11 protein-coding genes are annotated in these 14,820 nt (G+C 43.2%); 10 read left to right on the top strand and 1 reads right to left on the bottom strand.

All coding sequences use genetic code 11. The features are described 5' to 3' along the window. The first annotated feature begins 4 nt into the window (after window positions 1-4). From FFM64_RS10840 to FFM64_RS10825, 4 genes are all read left to right on the top strand, one after another. Window positions 5-1,621: an ABC transporter permease gene (locus FFM64_RS10840; protein WP_137608044.1), complete on the top strand. Its 1,617-nt coding sequence runs from the start codon at window positions 5-7 to the stop codon at window positions 1,619-1,621. Between the two features lie 19 nt (window positions 1,622-1,640). Next, window positions 1,641-2,285 carry a TetR/AcrR family transcriptional regulator gene (locus FFM64_RS10835; RefSeq protein WP_137608043.1) on the top strand — a complete coding sequence of 215 codons (645 nt, stop codon included), beginning with the start codon at window positions 1,641-1,643 and terminating at the stop codon, window positions 2,283-2,285. Window positions 2,286-2,370: 85 nt separating this feature from the next. Continuing rightward, window positions 2,371-3,975: an FAD-binding protein gene (locus FFM64_RS10830; RefSeq protein ID WP_137608042.1), complete on the top strand. Its 1,605-nt coding sequence runs from the start codon at window positions 2,371-2,373 to the stop codon at window positions 3,973-3,975. A 167-nt stretch (window positions 3,976-4,142) separates the two neighbouring features. Further along, on the top strand, window positions 4,143-5,663 hold the full coding sequence (locus FFM64_RS10825; protein ID WP_137608041.1) for a flavocytochrome c: 1,521 nt from the start codon (window positions 4,143-4,145) through the stop codon (window positions 5,661-5,663). Window positions 5,664-5,711: 48 nt separating this feature from the next. Here the strand turns inward: FFM64_RS10825 and FFM64_RS10820 are convergent, their stop codons facing one another. Next, the gene (locus FFM64_RS10820; protein WP_137608040.1) at window positions 5,712-6,230 is read right to left on the bottom strand and encodes a folate family ECF transporter S component; all 519 of its coding nucleotides are present in this window, start codon (window positions 6,228-6,230) and stop codon (window positions 5,712-5,714) included. 239 nt (window positions 6,231-6,469) lie between these two features. Between FFM64_RS10820 and FFM64_RS10815 the strand changes: the two genes are divergently transcribed. The 6 genes from FFM64_RS10815 (at window position 6,470) to FFM64_RS10790 (ending at window position 14,799) form a co-directional block, all read left to right on the top strand. Next, the gene (locus tag FFM64_RS10815; RefSeq protein ID WP_137608078.1) at window positions 6,470-8,641 is read left to right on the top strand and encodes a glycoside hydrolase family 31 protein; all 2,172 of its coding nucleotides are present in this window, start codon (window positions 6,470-6,472) and stop codon (window positions 8,639-8,641) included. A gap of 220 nt (window positions 8,642-8,861) precedes the next feature. After that, on the top strand, window positions 8,862-10,559 hold the full coding sequence (locus FFM64_RS10810; protein ID WP_137608039.1) for a glycoside hydrolase family 13 protein: 1,698 nt from the start codon (window positions 8,862-8,864) through the stop codon (window positions 10,557-10,559). An 18-nt stretch (window positions 10,560-10,577) separates the two neighbouring features. Continuing rightward, complete coding sequence (locus FFM64_RS10805; RefSeq protein WP_137608038.1) at window positions 10,578-11,834, top strand: ABC transporter substrate-binding protein; 1,257 nt, start codon at window positions 10,578-10,580, stop codon at window positions 11,832-11,834. Between the two features lie 14 nt (window positions 11,835-11,848). Beyond that, window positions 11,849-12,748 (top strand): carbohydrate ABC transporter permease, encoded by a 900-nt coding sequence (locus FFM64_RS10800; RefSeq protein ID WP_137608037.1) that lies wholly within the window; start codon window positions 11,849-11,851, stop codon window positions 12,746-12,748. Beyond that, window positions 12,748-13,626 carry a carbohydrate ABC transporter permease gene (locus FFM64_RS10795; RefSeq protein WP_137608036.1) on the top strand — a complete coding sequence of 293 codons (879 nt, stop codon included), beginning with the start codon at window positions 12,748-12,750 and terminating at the stop codon, window positions 13,624-13,626. Before FFM64_RS10800 ends, FFM64_RS10795 begins: the two co-directional genes overlap by 1 nt. A 69-nt stretch (window positions 13,627-13,695) precedes the next feature. Then, window positions 13,696-14,799: an ABC transporter ATP-binding protein gene (locus FFM64_RS10790; RefSeq protein ID WP_137608035.1), complete on the top strand. Its 1,104-nt coding sequence runs from the start codon at window positions 13,696-13,698 to the stop codon at window positions 14,797-14,799. The last annotated feature ends 21 nt before the right edge of the window (window positions 14,800-14,820 follow it).

Below are 14,820 nucleotides of genomic sequence, written 5' to 3'. Positions count from 1 at the left end.
GATGATGTCAGGACAATTATTTAAACGGACCGGATTACTAATTCGGCTTAATTTAAAGCGTGATTGGACGAAAATCTTGATTTGGACGGTCACTTTGGCGGGACTATTAACAGCGATTGCCGCTAAGTTCGATGGCATTTATAGCACATCCAAGGCCATTGACTCGATTGTGAAAACGTTGAAGTCACCAGCGATGGTCTCTTTGTTTGGGGCCTTCATGGCGAAACCACCCTATACGACCGCAAAGATTTTTGCGACGGAAATGGTGGTGTTCATGGCCATCGTTATGGTGATTATGAATATTATGTTAGCCGTCGCAACGACCCGGGGTGAAGAAGACGATGGCTTGTTAGAACTTGTTCGCGCACATGCCGTTGGCCGTCTAGCACCACTAACAGCGGGCGTTGTGGAATTAACTGGACTGAATTTTGTCCTCGGCTTACTGTATGGGGCGGGGCTACAAGTTTCAGGTATGCCAGGTGCTGATACGGCTGGTAACTGGCTGATTGGTTTTGGTCTGGCTGCGATGGGTTGGTTATTTGGGATGCTGACACTACTCATTGCGCAATTAGCCGATAATGCTGGTGAGACGACCATGCTCAGTTATGCCATTTTTGGTGTTATGTATATCGCACGGATGAGCACGGATGTCAGTGACCCGCAGACCACTTGGTGGATTCCATTCGGTTGGATCGAAAAGTTGAGTATTTATCAAAATAATGATTGGTTACCGATTCTTTGGATGCTACTGTTTGGTTTGGTCTGTGCAGGTTTGGCGGCGACGTTGAATTGGCGACGCGACATGGGTGCCGGTTTCATCGCGACACGTCAAGGTCGACGGACGGCATCACCATTTTTGGCTGGACCGATGACGTTACTGTGGCGTGAATCACGAACCGCCTTGCTAGCCTGGACCGTTGGTAATTTAGTCTTGGGTGCTGCTTATGGCTCCATTTTCAATACGATTGGTGATTTAGCCAAAAGCAATCCAATGATTAAGCAACTATTAGGGACCTCGGCATTAGCGGCCGCAAATCGGGTGATTGTGAAAAACTTTATCGCTATTCTTGCAATCGTAATTGTGGTCGTGGCATTGATTCCAGCAGTTCAGACGATGTTGAAATTAGTGAGTGACGAGAATAAGGGTTATTTGCACCAATTATATGCGACCGCCACATCACGTTGGCATGTGTGGGCCAGTTACACTGGCTTTGCGTTGGCTGAAGCTCTGCTGGTTTATTTGGCAGGACTAGTTGGCATGTATGTGACTGGGCTGACTGTCATGACTGACCCGATTAAATGGGGGACGTATTGGCAAGTTTGGTTAGCCTATGTGCCGGCCATGCTAGTAATGGTAGCGGCGGCGAGTTTACTAGCTGGATGGTTACCAAAATGGCGCTATTTAGCCTGGTTCTGGGTATTGTACGGGTTCTTTTCGCTGTATTTAGGCAGTCTAATCAAGTTGCCAACTTGGGCGAAAAAGGTGACACCACTCGGATTTGTTAATAAAGTGCCACTCAAGGCGATTGACTGGTCAACCAGCTGGTGGCTGCTGGGACTAACTGTGCTAATATTAGTGATAGCAAGTATTGGCTATCGGCGCCGGGATTTGGCGCAATAGCAGAAAGGGAGTCACGCAAATGGGACGAGAAGCTACTCCCAAAGACCCTAAAAAGGTTGCCCGGATTATGGCAGCGGCCACACATGAATTTGCGGTTCAAGGCTATACGGCTGCCAAAACGGATCAGATTGCGCAGGTTGCCAAAGTCTCAAAGGGGTTAATTTTTCACTACTACGGTAGCAAACAGCAGCTGTATTTTCAGACGGTCGTTGCCGCCACGGAGCGAATTAAAGCCGAAGTGACGCCGGCAGCTTTTGAAACACCGGTTGATTTGGTCGCGTTAGTCGTGCGCAGTACCAAATACAAGGCTGACTTTGGCCGTAAACATCCAGATGAAATGCGGCTGATGATCAGTGCTTATGGCAATGCGGATAAATTACCGGCGAAAATCCAGAGCGAGTTGCAGGAATTGTATACGCAAAGTTTGCAACTTTCACAGCTGATGATTGGTGAGATCATTGATCGCCTTCCATTACGACCAGAAGTTGATCGCGAAACGGTGATTGAGTTGATTATGGGGATTTATAATCAAATTTTTGCTGAGTTTCAAGCCCAAGCAAAAAAACGTCCTGAAATGAAAACAATGGCAGATGCACAATGGGTCGCTGAACGAGCAAAAAAGTATATGGCGATTTTGGAAAATGGGTTTATTGATCCGAAATAACGGACAAGGTGGTGACGATTGTCACTGCCTTTTTTGTGAGTTGTGGTAAATTAGAGCTAAACACTTAAAGAAGCGAGGTCGCGGGATGGATGAGAATTTAACTGCCGAACAACGAGAGCTATGGCAACATTTAACGAAGTTTAGTCAGGAAAAATTAGCGCCATTTGACGCGCAACTGGCTCAAGGACAGCAAACAAGTGCTGAGGCTTATCAATTATTGGTCAATGAAGGGTTACCGGAACTGGGATTGGCAAAACCATTTGGGATGGCCGCCAGTCTTTCAGAACAGATTTTAGCATTAGCGGCGATCGCTCAAGGCTCAGTGAGTGCAGCGGTAATGTTAGCTAGTACTTGGGTGGCCACTACTGCCTTAACGCTATATGGCAAACCAGCTCAATTCGCTGAAACGCTACAAGCAGCACAGACAACGCCGCTTGCCATTGCGGTTACTGAACCAGATGGCGGTGGTCGTTCGGCAATTCAGTGCAGTGCTTCTAAACAAGCGGGCGCAGGCTGGTCACTGACGGGGGACAAAACTTTGGTCGTTAACGCCGGTCAAGCTGCTGCTTATGTTGTGCTGGCAAAGACTATCCAGGATAATCAGCTGCAATTTGTGATTCCGGCAGATCGAACTGGGCTGCGGATTCAACAACCAATTCGGTTAGCAGGCTTACCAGCCGTCCCAATGGCTGCCGTACGTTTAAATGAGGTAGAAGTGACCGACGAGCAACGGTTAGGCTATCAAAATCAAGGTGCAACGATTGCGCGCCATATGACCGCTTTGGGCAATATTATGATAGCTGCTATTAGTGTTGGCATTGGTCAGCGCACCTTAGCAACAGTCAAACGCTATACGAGTCAGCGTGTCATCGGCGACGCCTTGTTGAATGCTGATGCGACAGCTCAATTGCAGGTGGGCAAACTAGCCACTAAATTACAGCTAAGTGAATTAATGACGTGGCATGCGGCGCAACAGGTTGATCAAAAACGTGATTTTGAAACTGTCGCGGCAATGGCAGCCGTGACAAGTAGTCAGAATAGCTTGTTGATGACACAACAAGCCACCCAGTTGTTAGGTGGTGCCGCGGTCACGACGGTGCTGCCGCTGACGCAGTTAATGGCGGAAGCCCAGGCACTAACGTTAGCGACTGGCACGCCGGTGCAGTTGCAGCAGCAAATTGGTCGGCATGCCTTGGGACTTGATCATTGGGATCCACTGAAGGCTGACCAACCAGTGGCAGTGGCTAAGCGGATTCAGGTGACTGATTTACATCAAGTTGTTAAAACACTTGGTTTAACTGAGGCAGTACCTGTAAATGTCGGGTCAATCAAGAATGCGAAGCGGATCATTGCGTTAGGCCAAGGCGCCTTGGAACCGGCGACATTGTTGCAGGCTCAGCAATTGGCAAAATGGATTGGGGCAGCGATTGGGGTGACCCAGCCGTTAACTAAATTGGAAACGTTTAATGCTGAACAATTGATTGGGATTGATGGTATGACGGTCACACCAGAGGTTATTATTAATATTGGGATTTCTGGCGCTGAACAGTATGTGCTTGGCATGGCTGGTGCGCAACATATTATCGCGGTAAATCCTGATGAAAAAGCGCCGATTTTTAAAGTTTCGCAACAAGCTTTTGTTGGTACTGCGACCGATTTCTTAACGGGTATGATTGCAGCCTTGAATTAAAAATTAATTTTGTGAAAGATGATCTAACTCAAATTGAGAAAGCTCTTTTTTTGACGCGGATGTGTCAGCTAAGCCTATGAAAGGGGTTCCATTAGTTAGTTAACTTATGTTACAATTAATTCAGCACTTCACAATATCGAAAAAATAACGCTTTGGAGGGAAATATTATGAAGACACGTGGCTTGGCCTTAGTTGCCAGCTTAACGCTGGTGGTCGCCAGTTTAGCCGGTTGTGGGAATACCAGCTCGACTAGTACAAAATCAAGTAGCAGTAAAAGTAGTTCATCGAAGAAGACGGAGGTCACTTCGGGGGCTTCGAAGACGCAGTATTCATCAATGAAAAGTCTGAAGTCTAACTATGACGTGGTCATTATTGGTGCTGGTGGTGCCGGGATGTCGGCGGCATTGGCAGCCAAAGAAAAAGGGTTAAAACCAGTTATTTTGGAAAAGATGCCCGTTGCTGGTGGGAACACGTTGAAAGCCTCTTCGGGAATGAATGCCTCGGAAACGAAGGTTCAGAAAAAGGCTGGGATTAAAGATTCGAACGATAAGTTTTATCAGGAAACCTTAGCTGGCGGGCATGGGACCAACGATAAAGCGATGCTACGTTTCTTCGTTGACCACTCCGCGAGTGCGGTTGATTGGCTAGATGGTATGGGAATTAAATTAACCAATTTAACCATTACCGGGGGTATGAGTGTTAAACGGACTCATCGTCCCGCCGATGGTTCCGCGGTCGGCGGCTACTTGGTGAGTGGCTTACTCAAAAATGTGAAGAAACAAGCGATTCCAATTTATGTGAATGCGGATGTCACGAAGATTAATGAAAAAGCCGGCAAGGTTGACGGCGTTAAAGTGAAGTTTGATCAAGATAAGACGAAAACGATTAGTTCCAAAGCAGTCATTGTGACGACCGGTGGTTTTGGTGCCAGCAAGGCGATGATTAAGCAGTATCGCCCAGATTTGTCGAAATATGTGACGACGAATCAAGCCGGCAGTACTGGTGATGGGGTTAAGATGATTACTGATTTGGGTGGCTACACAGTTGATATGGATAAGATCCAAATTCACCCAACGGTTTATCAAAAGCCACCATATTTAGTTGGTGAAGCGGTGCGTGGTGAAGGTGGTATTCTGATAAATACAGCCGGGGATCGTTTCACGAACGAAATGGGCACTCGGGATGTCGTTTCCGCAGCGATCAATAAACAACCAGATCAATATGCTTACGTCTTATTCGATGGCGGTGTCAAGAAACGGGTCACTGCGATTAATCAGTATGAAAAGAAGGGCATGGTTGAATCAGCCGCAACACTGAGCGAATTGGCAAAGAAGTTGACCGTTCCTAGTAGCGAACTTGAAAAGACGGTTCAGACGTGGAATGACGACGTTAAGGCTAAAAAAGATGGTCAGTTTGAGCGGACGACCGGGATGGATAATCAGTTAAATACGCCGAAATACTATGCAATTAAGATTGCCCCTGGGATTCATTACACCATGGGTGGCGTGAAGATCAATCCGCAAACTGAAGTCTTGAAGAAGTCAGGACAAGCGATTCCGGGCCTTTATGCCGCTGGTGAAGTTACCGGTGGCTTGCACGGTGACAACCGGATTGGTGGGAATTCCGTGGCAGAAATCGTGATCTTTGGTCGCCAAGCTGGGACTCAAGTCGCTAAATACGTTAAATAGGTATGACAAAAATGATCGATTAACCAAACACTGGCTAATCGATCATTTTTATTTGGCGTTAAACTGAGCTGTCAATTGGTTAATAATGGGTACTTTGAACAGTAGCACGAGAACGGTCGTATAGACTAAGTAAGAGACGATTTCTTGAATGAACCGAGTCGTCAGTAAGGCTGACCAAGGTGTCAGGTACATGATATGTAACCAGAGACTGTTGAGAAATAGATTCAGAATAAAGAGAACGATGAAGTTTGCTAGCAGAATACGGGTTAGTGAGGTGCGCTGTTGAAAGGCAATCCCGAACACAAGACCAGTTACGAACGCAGTTAGGATAAAACCAGGGAAAAACGTAAACTTTGGAAAGAGGACCATGCCGAGAAAGTAAGCTAAAGCCGTGCTTCCGGCCGTTACGAGTGGTGAAAAAAGCCGCGCCGTAATCGCGACAACAACGAATGCAAAGGCAATCTTAGTGGTTAGAAATTGAATGGATAATAGGCTGTTCAACATAATCTGCATGGCGGTTAAGACGCCGAGTAACGTGATTGATTTGACGGATGCGTGGGTGGACATGGTAGGGCCTCCTGTTTTGGGTTGTTTGATTAGTATTGTACTGGAAACGAGTGGTTAAAGCTAGTGGAAAAAGTCCTTTTTTTATTTTAAGGACATAAAGCTATTCCGTGTGTTGAAAGCGGTTATCTTTGTGGTACTGTATAGATATTCAAAAAGAAAGTGCGGTGAAATTTGTGAAAACGAATGTCATTACAGTTGGATTAGCTCGCTTCTCAGTGCTGGATGCGGGATTATTACGGATGGAATATTCAGAGACGGGGCAATTTGAAGATCAGACAACGTCATTGGTTCAAAATCGGCAGTTAAAGTCGACTGACTATGAAATTATGACGGTCGCTGGTTATGAATTAGTTTTAAGAACGGCTAATTTCACCTTATATTATGTTGGCGGCAAGTTTGATGCTGGCAGCTTATTTATTGATGCGCGTAGCAACTATGGAACCCATTACAGTCGGTGGCATTATGGTGAAAAAGTTAAGTACAATCTCAAAGGGACGGCTCGGACGCTGGATAAGGCTGATGGGGCAATTCCGTTAGAAGAAGGGTTAATCTCCAAAGATGGCTTTGGTGTGATCGATGATTCGGAGTCATTTCTATTGGTTGGTGATCAAGTTAGTCGGCGCGAACACGCAGAACAAGATATGTACTACTTCACGTATGGTCGTGATTTTCGTCAAACGCTCAAGATGTATTACGAATTAACTGGTTTTCCGCCAATGGTACCGCGCTTTGCGCTAGGAAACTGGTGGAGTCGTTACTATCCTTATCACCAAGATGAGTATTTAAAATTAATGGCTAAGTTTACTGAACAGCGGATTCCAATTGCCGTTTCAGTTTTGGATATGAATTGGCATACAACTGATATTCCAGCGAGGTACGGTAGTGGCTGGACTGGCTATACTTGGGACAAAGCTTATTTTCCAAATCCGAAAAAAATGATGGCAAAGTTGCACGCTACTGGCCATAAAATCACCTTGAATGTTCATCCAGCAGCAGGGATTCGACCAAACGAAGAAACTTACCCGCAAGTTGCGAAGGCATTACAGCTTGATACGGCTAAAGAAGAACCAGCAATTTTTGATTTGCAAAATGCTGCTTTCCGGAAGGCTTACTTTGAGATGGTGCACACAGCTCTCGAAAAGCAAGGGGTCGATTTCTGGTGGATTGATTGGCAACAAGGTGGGCAGCGTGGTGCCAAACAGGTGGATCCACTCTGGTTATTGAATATTGCCCACTATCAAGATCTTAAGCGCAAGCGGAACAATGATGCGCTAATTTTGTCACGTTACGCTGGACCAGGTAGTCATCGTTATCCAATTGGTTTTTCCGGTGATACGGTAGCTTCGTGGCAATCGTTGCAATTTCAACCATACTTCACTGCCACTGCTTCTAATATTGGCTACACTTGGTGGAGTCATGATATTGGTGGTCACATGTTTGGTAGCTATGATGGGGAGTTAGCCTTGCGTTGGTTGCAATTTGGGGTCTTCAGCCCGATTTTGAGAATGCATAGCTCAAATAATATTTTTATGGGAAAAGAGCCCTGGAATTATCGGTCTGATATCAAGCAGATCATGATCAAATTCTTACAACTACGGAGTCAGTTAATTCCTTATTTGGACAGTGAAAATTATCGAACCCATACGGATGGGACACCTTTAATTCAGCCGCTCTACTATGGTCATCCAGAAGATGAAACGGCTTATCATTTCAAAAATGAATATCAATTCGGGTCAGCGATGCTGGTTGCGCCAATTACGACACCCATGGCAGATGCGGCTCAGTTGGGAAAGGCGAAGACCTGGTTACCCGCCGGAACTTGGTATGATTGGTTTACGGGCATTCGCTATCAAGGTAATCGCGTGGTAACCGCGTTTCGGCCATTGGCTCAATATCCGGTATTCGTTAAAGCCGGCAGTATTGTCCCATTAAGTGTCGATTACATGGCACCTGCCGATAAATTGCCAAGTCAGCTCGCCTTGAAAGTCTTTGGTGGTAGCGACGGCCAATATGAGATGGTCGAACATACAGCGACCGCTATTGCTAAAACGCACTTTGATTGGCAAGATGCGACGGGTAAATTGACCATTACGGTTGACGATCCACAACATATTATTCCAACTGATCGGCAATATACTTTGCAGTCAGTGGGGATGAGCTATGATCGAATTGAATCGTTAGTTTCAGGTGACGGTTATCAAATGATTCAGCCACAACTTGCTGATCAGAAAGCAATCGTTGAACAGGAACTACAAAAGAAATTACAATTTGCAAAAATTGATTTTAGTTTAAAGCAGACGATTTGGCAGCAATACCAGACCCAAGATCGGGCTGGATTTATCAGTTATTTAACGAGTATTGATGTTCCTAATATTACTGAAATGATTCTTGAATTAATGTCTGTGGAGTAGGATTGGTATAGTTACGCAACCGATTGCGTAAAATCCAAAAATAAATATATTTAATTGCGAATATTAATTCTATTGACAAACGAATACGCTTACGTATAATAGACATGTAAGCGATTCCTTTTAACTATGCAACAACGTGCAAACGGTTGCGTAAACGTTTAAAAAGAATTGTATAGACATTTTAAATGGTTGTGTATTTATCACTTTTGGAGGCGAAATAATGGGTGAACGGGATTCAAAGGCACAATGGTGGCAAAAGTCCGTTGTGTATCAAGTATATCCACGTAGTTTTCAAGATAGTAACCATGATGGTATGGGAGATTTAAATGGGATTACCAGTCGCTTGGATTATATTAAAGATCTTGGCGTTGATGTCATTTGGTTAAACCCGGTTTATGCTTCACCAGGTGTTGATAATGGCTATGATATTAGTGATTATCAAGCAATTAATCCTGAATTAGGGTCGATGGCTGATTTTGAAAGACTGTTGGCCAAAGCACACCAACTCGGGCTGAAGATTATGATGGACTTGGTTGTTAATCATACTTCGGATCAACATAATTGGTTTGTTGAAAGTCGAAAGTCGACCGAAAATGCGCATCGTGATTATTATATCTGGCGCGATCCAGTCGATGGTCATGCACCTAACAACTGGGGCGCAGCATTTTCCGGCCCAGCTTGGACATACGATGAGGCCACGAAACAATATTACTTGCATTTGTTTGCACCCGAACAGCCAGATTTAAACTGGGAAAATTCGGAGATGCGCCAGTCAGTCTATGACATGATGAACTGGTGGTCTGACCGTGGTGTTGATGGCTTTAGAATGGATGTTATTAGTTTAATTTCCAAACCAGCTGGCTTACCAGATGGTCCTAAGTCTGAAGGCGCCATGTATGGAAATTCGGGATTAGTTTCTAACGGTCCGCATGTCCATGAATACCTCAAGGAAATGAATCAACAGGTCATGAAAAAACATGATTTGATTACTGTTGGTGAAACGCCTGGGGTGGATATTGAAAATGCCTTGAAATATTCTAATCTGAATAATGATGAGTTGAATATGGTCTTTCAATTTGAACATATGGGACTGGATTCAAACACCAATCCAGCACTAGGTAAGTGGGATTCACGTAAAACAAATTTGGTTGACTTAAAGAATAACTTAACTAAATGGCAAGTGGGTCTCTACGGTAAGGCTTGGAACTCATTATATTGGAATAATCATGATCAACCACGAGCCGTTTCCAGATTTGGGGACGACAGTGAAGCTTACCGAGTTCGTTCTGCCAAGATGTTGGCGTTAGTCTTGCATATGTTGCAAGGGACCCCATACATTTACGAAGGTGAAGAACTTGGGATGACCAACGCCAATTTCAACTCATTAAGTGATTATCGTGATTTGGAATCTATCAATGCCTATCATGAATTGGTCGATGACGAGCAGCTAGTTGACGGGGACACGATGCTAGCATACTTGCGATTCCATTCACGGGATAATGCCCGGACACCAATGCAGTGGTCGACTGAAGCCAATGGTGGGTTCAGCGATCATGAACCATGGCTGGCCGCTAATCCTAATTATAAGGAAATTAATGCTGCAGCCGAATTGAATGATGATCATTCAGTACTCGCTTTCTATAAAGAATTAATTCGTTTACGTCATACGCTAGATGTCATCACGGATGGCCGCTATGAACAAGTTCCGGGGACTGAACAAAATGAAAGCGTTTATGCTTACACACGAACAAATGCGCAACAGTCATTATTAGTCGTCGCTAATTACACTGATCAAATCATTCAAACAGAAGTTACACCAGATAGTAATAGCAATTTATTAATCAGTAATTACGATGACGACCGTGGCAGTGAGCTACGTCCGTTTGAAGCCAAAGTTTATAGCTCGATTATCGGGTAAAAAAAAGGGGAAATAAACATGAAAAAAGGAACTAAGTTACTCGCAGTTTCAGCTAGTTTAATTGCTTTATCACTAGTAACAACCGCCTGTGGAAACAGCAGCTCTTCAAAGAAAACAACTTTACAATTTTTCTCAACGAAGACTGAAAATGCACCAACTTACAAAAAGATGATTGCATCATTTGAAAAGAAAAATCCAGATATCAAAGTTCAATTATCATCACCAAGTAATGCCGGGACAGTTTTGAAGTCAGATTTGGCTAAAAACTCAATTCCTGATGTGATGGCTGTTGGTGGGGATGTTAACTATCAACAAATCCAAAAAGCTGGTGTCTTAGTTGACATGAGCAAGGAATCATTCACGAAGAACACCATGCCACAATACCAAAAGATGATTACTTCAATCTCTAAAGGCGGCAAATTGGATGCGGTTCCATATGCAACCAATGCTTCTGGTATTGTTTATAACAAGGCCTTATTCAAAAAGGCTGGCATTACTAAGACACCAACGACTTGGGATGAATTAATTGCCGATGCCAAGACCTTGAAGGCTAAAGGCATTACGCCATTTGAATTGCCATTCCAAGACAGTTGGACCACCATGGGCGTCTTTAACCAACTTTCATCGAACATGGTTGGTAGTTCATGGATCAAAGAACGTAAGAATAACAAGACCACCTTTGCCTCAACTTATAAACCAGTTATGACGAAGTATCTTGAAATTTCTAAGTATGCTCAAAAAGATTACATGGGGACCACTTATAACGATGGGACCAAGGCTTTAGCTGAAGGTAAAGCAGCCATGATGATCAATGGTAACTTTGTCATTCCACAAGCTAAGACCAGCAAAAAAGATGTTGATTTAGATATGTTCAAGTTGCCAGTTAACAACGATGCCAGCAAGAACAAAGTTACTTCAGGGATTGACGTTGCTTTAGCTGTTTCTAAGAATTCTAAGAATAAAGCAGCTGCCATGAAGTTTGTTAAATTCATGATGACTGACAAGAATGCCAAACTTTACAATAAAGAACAATTCTCATTCTCAGCAATTAAGGGTATCGACCAGAATGCTGCTTCCCTTAAAGGCATTTCAGCAGATTTAGCTAAGGGTGATGTTGTCAACTACCCAGACCACTACTATCCAGATGGTTTCGATATGACTCAAGTCTTAACTCAAACTGGTGTTAACCAAACTAAGGGTATGAGTGATGCCACTAATATCACTAAGAGTTTGAAGAAAGCTGATTCTGCCTTTAAGTCTGCCAATGTAAAGTAAAGGATCGATAACTAATGCAAGAGACGATTAAGAGAAAACCCAAACGTAAGGGGAAAAAGATACCATTTGCATATTATATGATGGTGGTTCCAATTGGGATCCTATTCTTCATTTTTCATACCATTCCGTTTTTACGCGGGGTATTTTACAGCTTCACTGACTGGAGCGGGTATGGCACTTGGAAGTTTGTCGGTCTAAAGAACTATCTGTATATGTTCGGTAACAGTAATATTACGCATGCTTATTGGTTTACGTTTAAATTTGCCTTGTTTGCCACAATTTTAGTTAATGCAATTGCTTTGGCGATTGCCGTTGGCTTGAATGGTAAAATCAAGTATCAAAATTTCTTGAAGGCAATTTATTTCTTACCATACATGCTAGGGTCATTGATTGTTGGGTTCGTGTTTAAGTTTATCTTTGGTAACATGTTACCAAGCTTAGGCCGGGCGCTACACTGGGGCTTTATGTCCAGTAACATCTTAGGGACAACGCATGCTTGGGTTGGAATTTTAATCATGACCATTTGGCAAGGATTAGCGTTTAATACCTTGATTTACCTGGCTGGACTTCAGTCAGTTGATCCAGAAATTTATGAAGCTGCGGCCTTAGATGGTGTCAACCCATGGCAAAAATTCATGCGTTTGACATTCCCATTGATTGCACCGTTCTTCACGATTAATTTAGTCTTATCAGTTAAAGGTTACCTCATGGTCTTCGACCAAATCATGGCGATGACTAATGGTGGCCCAGGTAATAGTACAACGTCAATTTCAGTTGAAATTTATACGCAAGGTTTCCAAGGCTCACAATTCGCAGTTCAATCTGCGAACGCCGTGGTACTGTTCATTGTTGTACTTACAATCTCACTCATTCAGTTGAGAGTTTTGAATAAACGAGAGGAGCGGTTGGGATAATGCAAGCTAATGCAGATTTGAATAATAATACGCCGGCTCCACGTAAGTCCAAGAAGCGTAAGAAAAAAGTAAACTGGACACTGACTAGTGTCATGATGGTGCTTGCAATTTTTGCAATCTTAGGACCGCTTTATATCACGATTGTGATTGCGTTAAAAGATCCGAGTCAAATGAGCAACGTCTTATCATTGCCTAAGCAAATCCATTGGGAAAACTTTAAGAACGCTTGGCAAATGACAAACTTTCCCAAGATGTTCTTGAACACATTGTTTATTACGGTTGTTAATGTCATCTTTACGATCTTCACAAACTCAATGGCGGCTTATGTCATTACGCGGTATCGCTTAAAGAACAAATTCTTTAATATGATGTATTACTACTTCATCAGTGCGATGTTTATTCCGTTCAATGTCATCATGTTACCGTTAGTTAAAGAAGTCAGTGCTTTCCATATGGATAATATTATTGGGATTACATTCCTATATATTGTCTTTGGGTTACCACAAAACATCTTCCTCTATTCAGGATTTGTTAAGGAAATTCCAACAGCGCTTGAAGAAGCCGCTGAAATGGACGGCGCTAAGCCAATGCAGATATTCTTTAAGGTGATCTTCCCACTAATGAAGCCAATGCATGCCACAGTTGCTATCTTGTCATTTATGTGGACTTGGAATGACTTCTTAATGCCATTGGTTCTGTTGAGCAATCCAGATCAACAAACGTTACAGTTGGCACAATATGTGTTCCAAGGTCAATTCTCAACGCAATACAACTTAGCCTTTGCTTCATACGTCTTAGTTTTACTGCCGGTCTTAATTATGTATGTCTTCTTCCAGAAATACATTATTGCTGGGGTAACAAGTGGGTCAGTTAAATAGTTAGTGTAACTGTATTCATATTAAGCATTGATGCGATTGGTGAAATCGGAGTAAGGGGAGACAGTTAAGATGGTTGAAATTAATTTAAAGCATATTTATAAGGAATACGATGGTAATGATAGCTATTCCGTAAGTGACTTTAATCTAGATATTAAAGATAAAGAATTTATTGTTTTTGTCGGTCCTTCTGGTTGTGGTAAATCAACCACGTTACGGATGATTGCCGGCTTGGAAGATATTTCCAAGGGTGATTTAGTGATGGATGGCAAGGTCATTAATGACTTGGCACCTAAGGATCGGGATATTGCGATGGTTTTCCAAAACTACGCACTATATCCAAACATGACCGTTTTTGACAACATGGGTTTTGGACTTTCAATTAAGAAAATGCCAAAAGACGAAATCAAAAAACGGGTTGATAATGCCGCTGAAATTTTAGGGTTGACTGATTTTCTACAACGGAAACCAGCTGCATTATCTGGTGGGCAACGGCAACGTGTCGCTTTAGGACGAGCAATCGTTCGAGATGCGAAGTTGTTCTTACTTGATGAACCCCTCTCAAACTTGGATGCTAAGTTGCGGGTTGATATGCGGACACAGATTGCCCAATTACATCAACGGTTACAAACAAACATGATTTATGTGACCCATGATCAAGTTGAAGCGATGACGATGGCCGATCGAATTGTTATCATGAACGATGGTAAGATTCAACAAGTCGGAACACCAGATGAACTTTACAATAAGCCAACCAACAAATTCGTGGCTGGGTTCATGGGATCACCTTCAATGAACTTCTTTGATGCTGAATTGAAGAATGGTCGTGTTTCTAATGGTCGTGGCTTGGATGTTGCGGTTCCTGAAGGTCGGTTAAAGGTCTTACGTGAAAAAGGTTACGATGGTAAGAAATTGACAGTCGGGATTCGTCCTGAAGATATTCATACCGAACAAGTAGCCTTAGAAGCGATGCCTGATGCGGTTGTTAGTGCTAAAGTTGAAGTTTCAGAATTCTTAGGTACTGATTCAATGCTCTATTCACGTACCGGTGAAACTGAATTCGTAGCCCAAGTTAATGCACGTGATTATCATAAACCAGGCGAAGAAGTCGAAATGGCGTTTGAAATGAGTAAAGCCCATTTCTTCGATGACGAAACTGAATTAACGATTGAATAATGAGTCGTTAACACGGTCGCG

It is taken from the genome of Lactiplantibacillus daoliensis (assembly GCF_005405005.1).
Lineage (GTDB): Bacteria > Bacillota > Bacilli > Lactobacillales > Lactobacillaceae > Lactiplantibacillus > Lactiplantibacillus daoliensis.
This window is presented reverse-complemented; position numbering and strand designations above follow the sequence as displayed.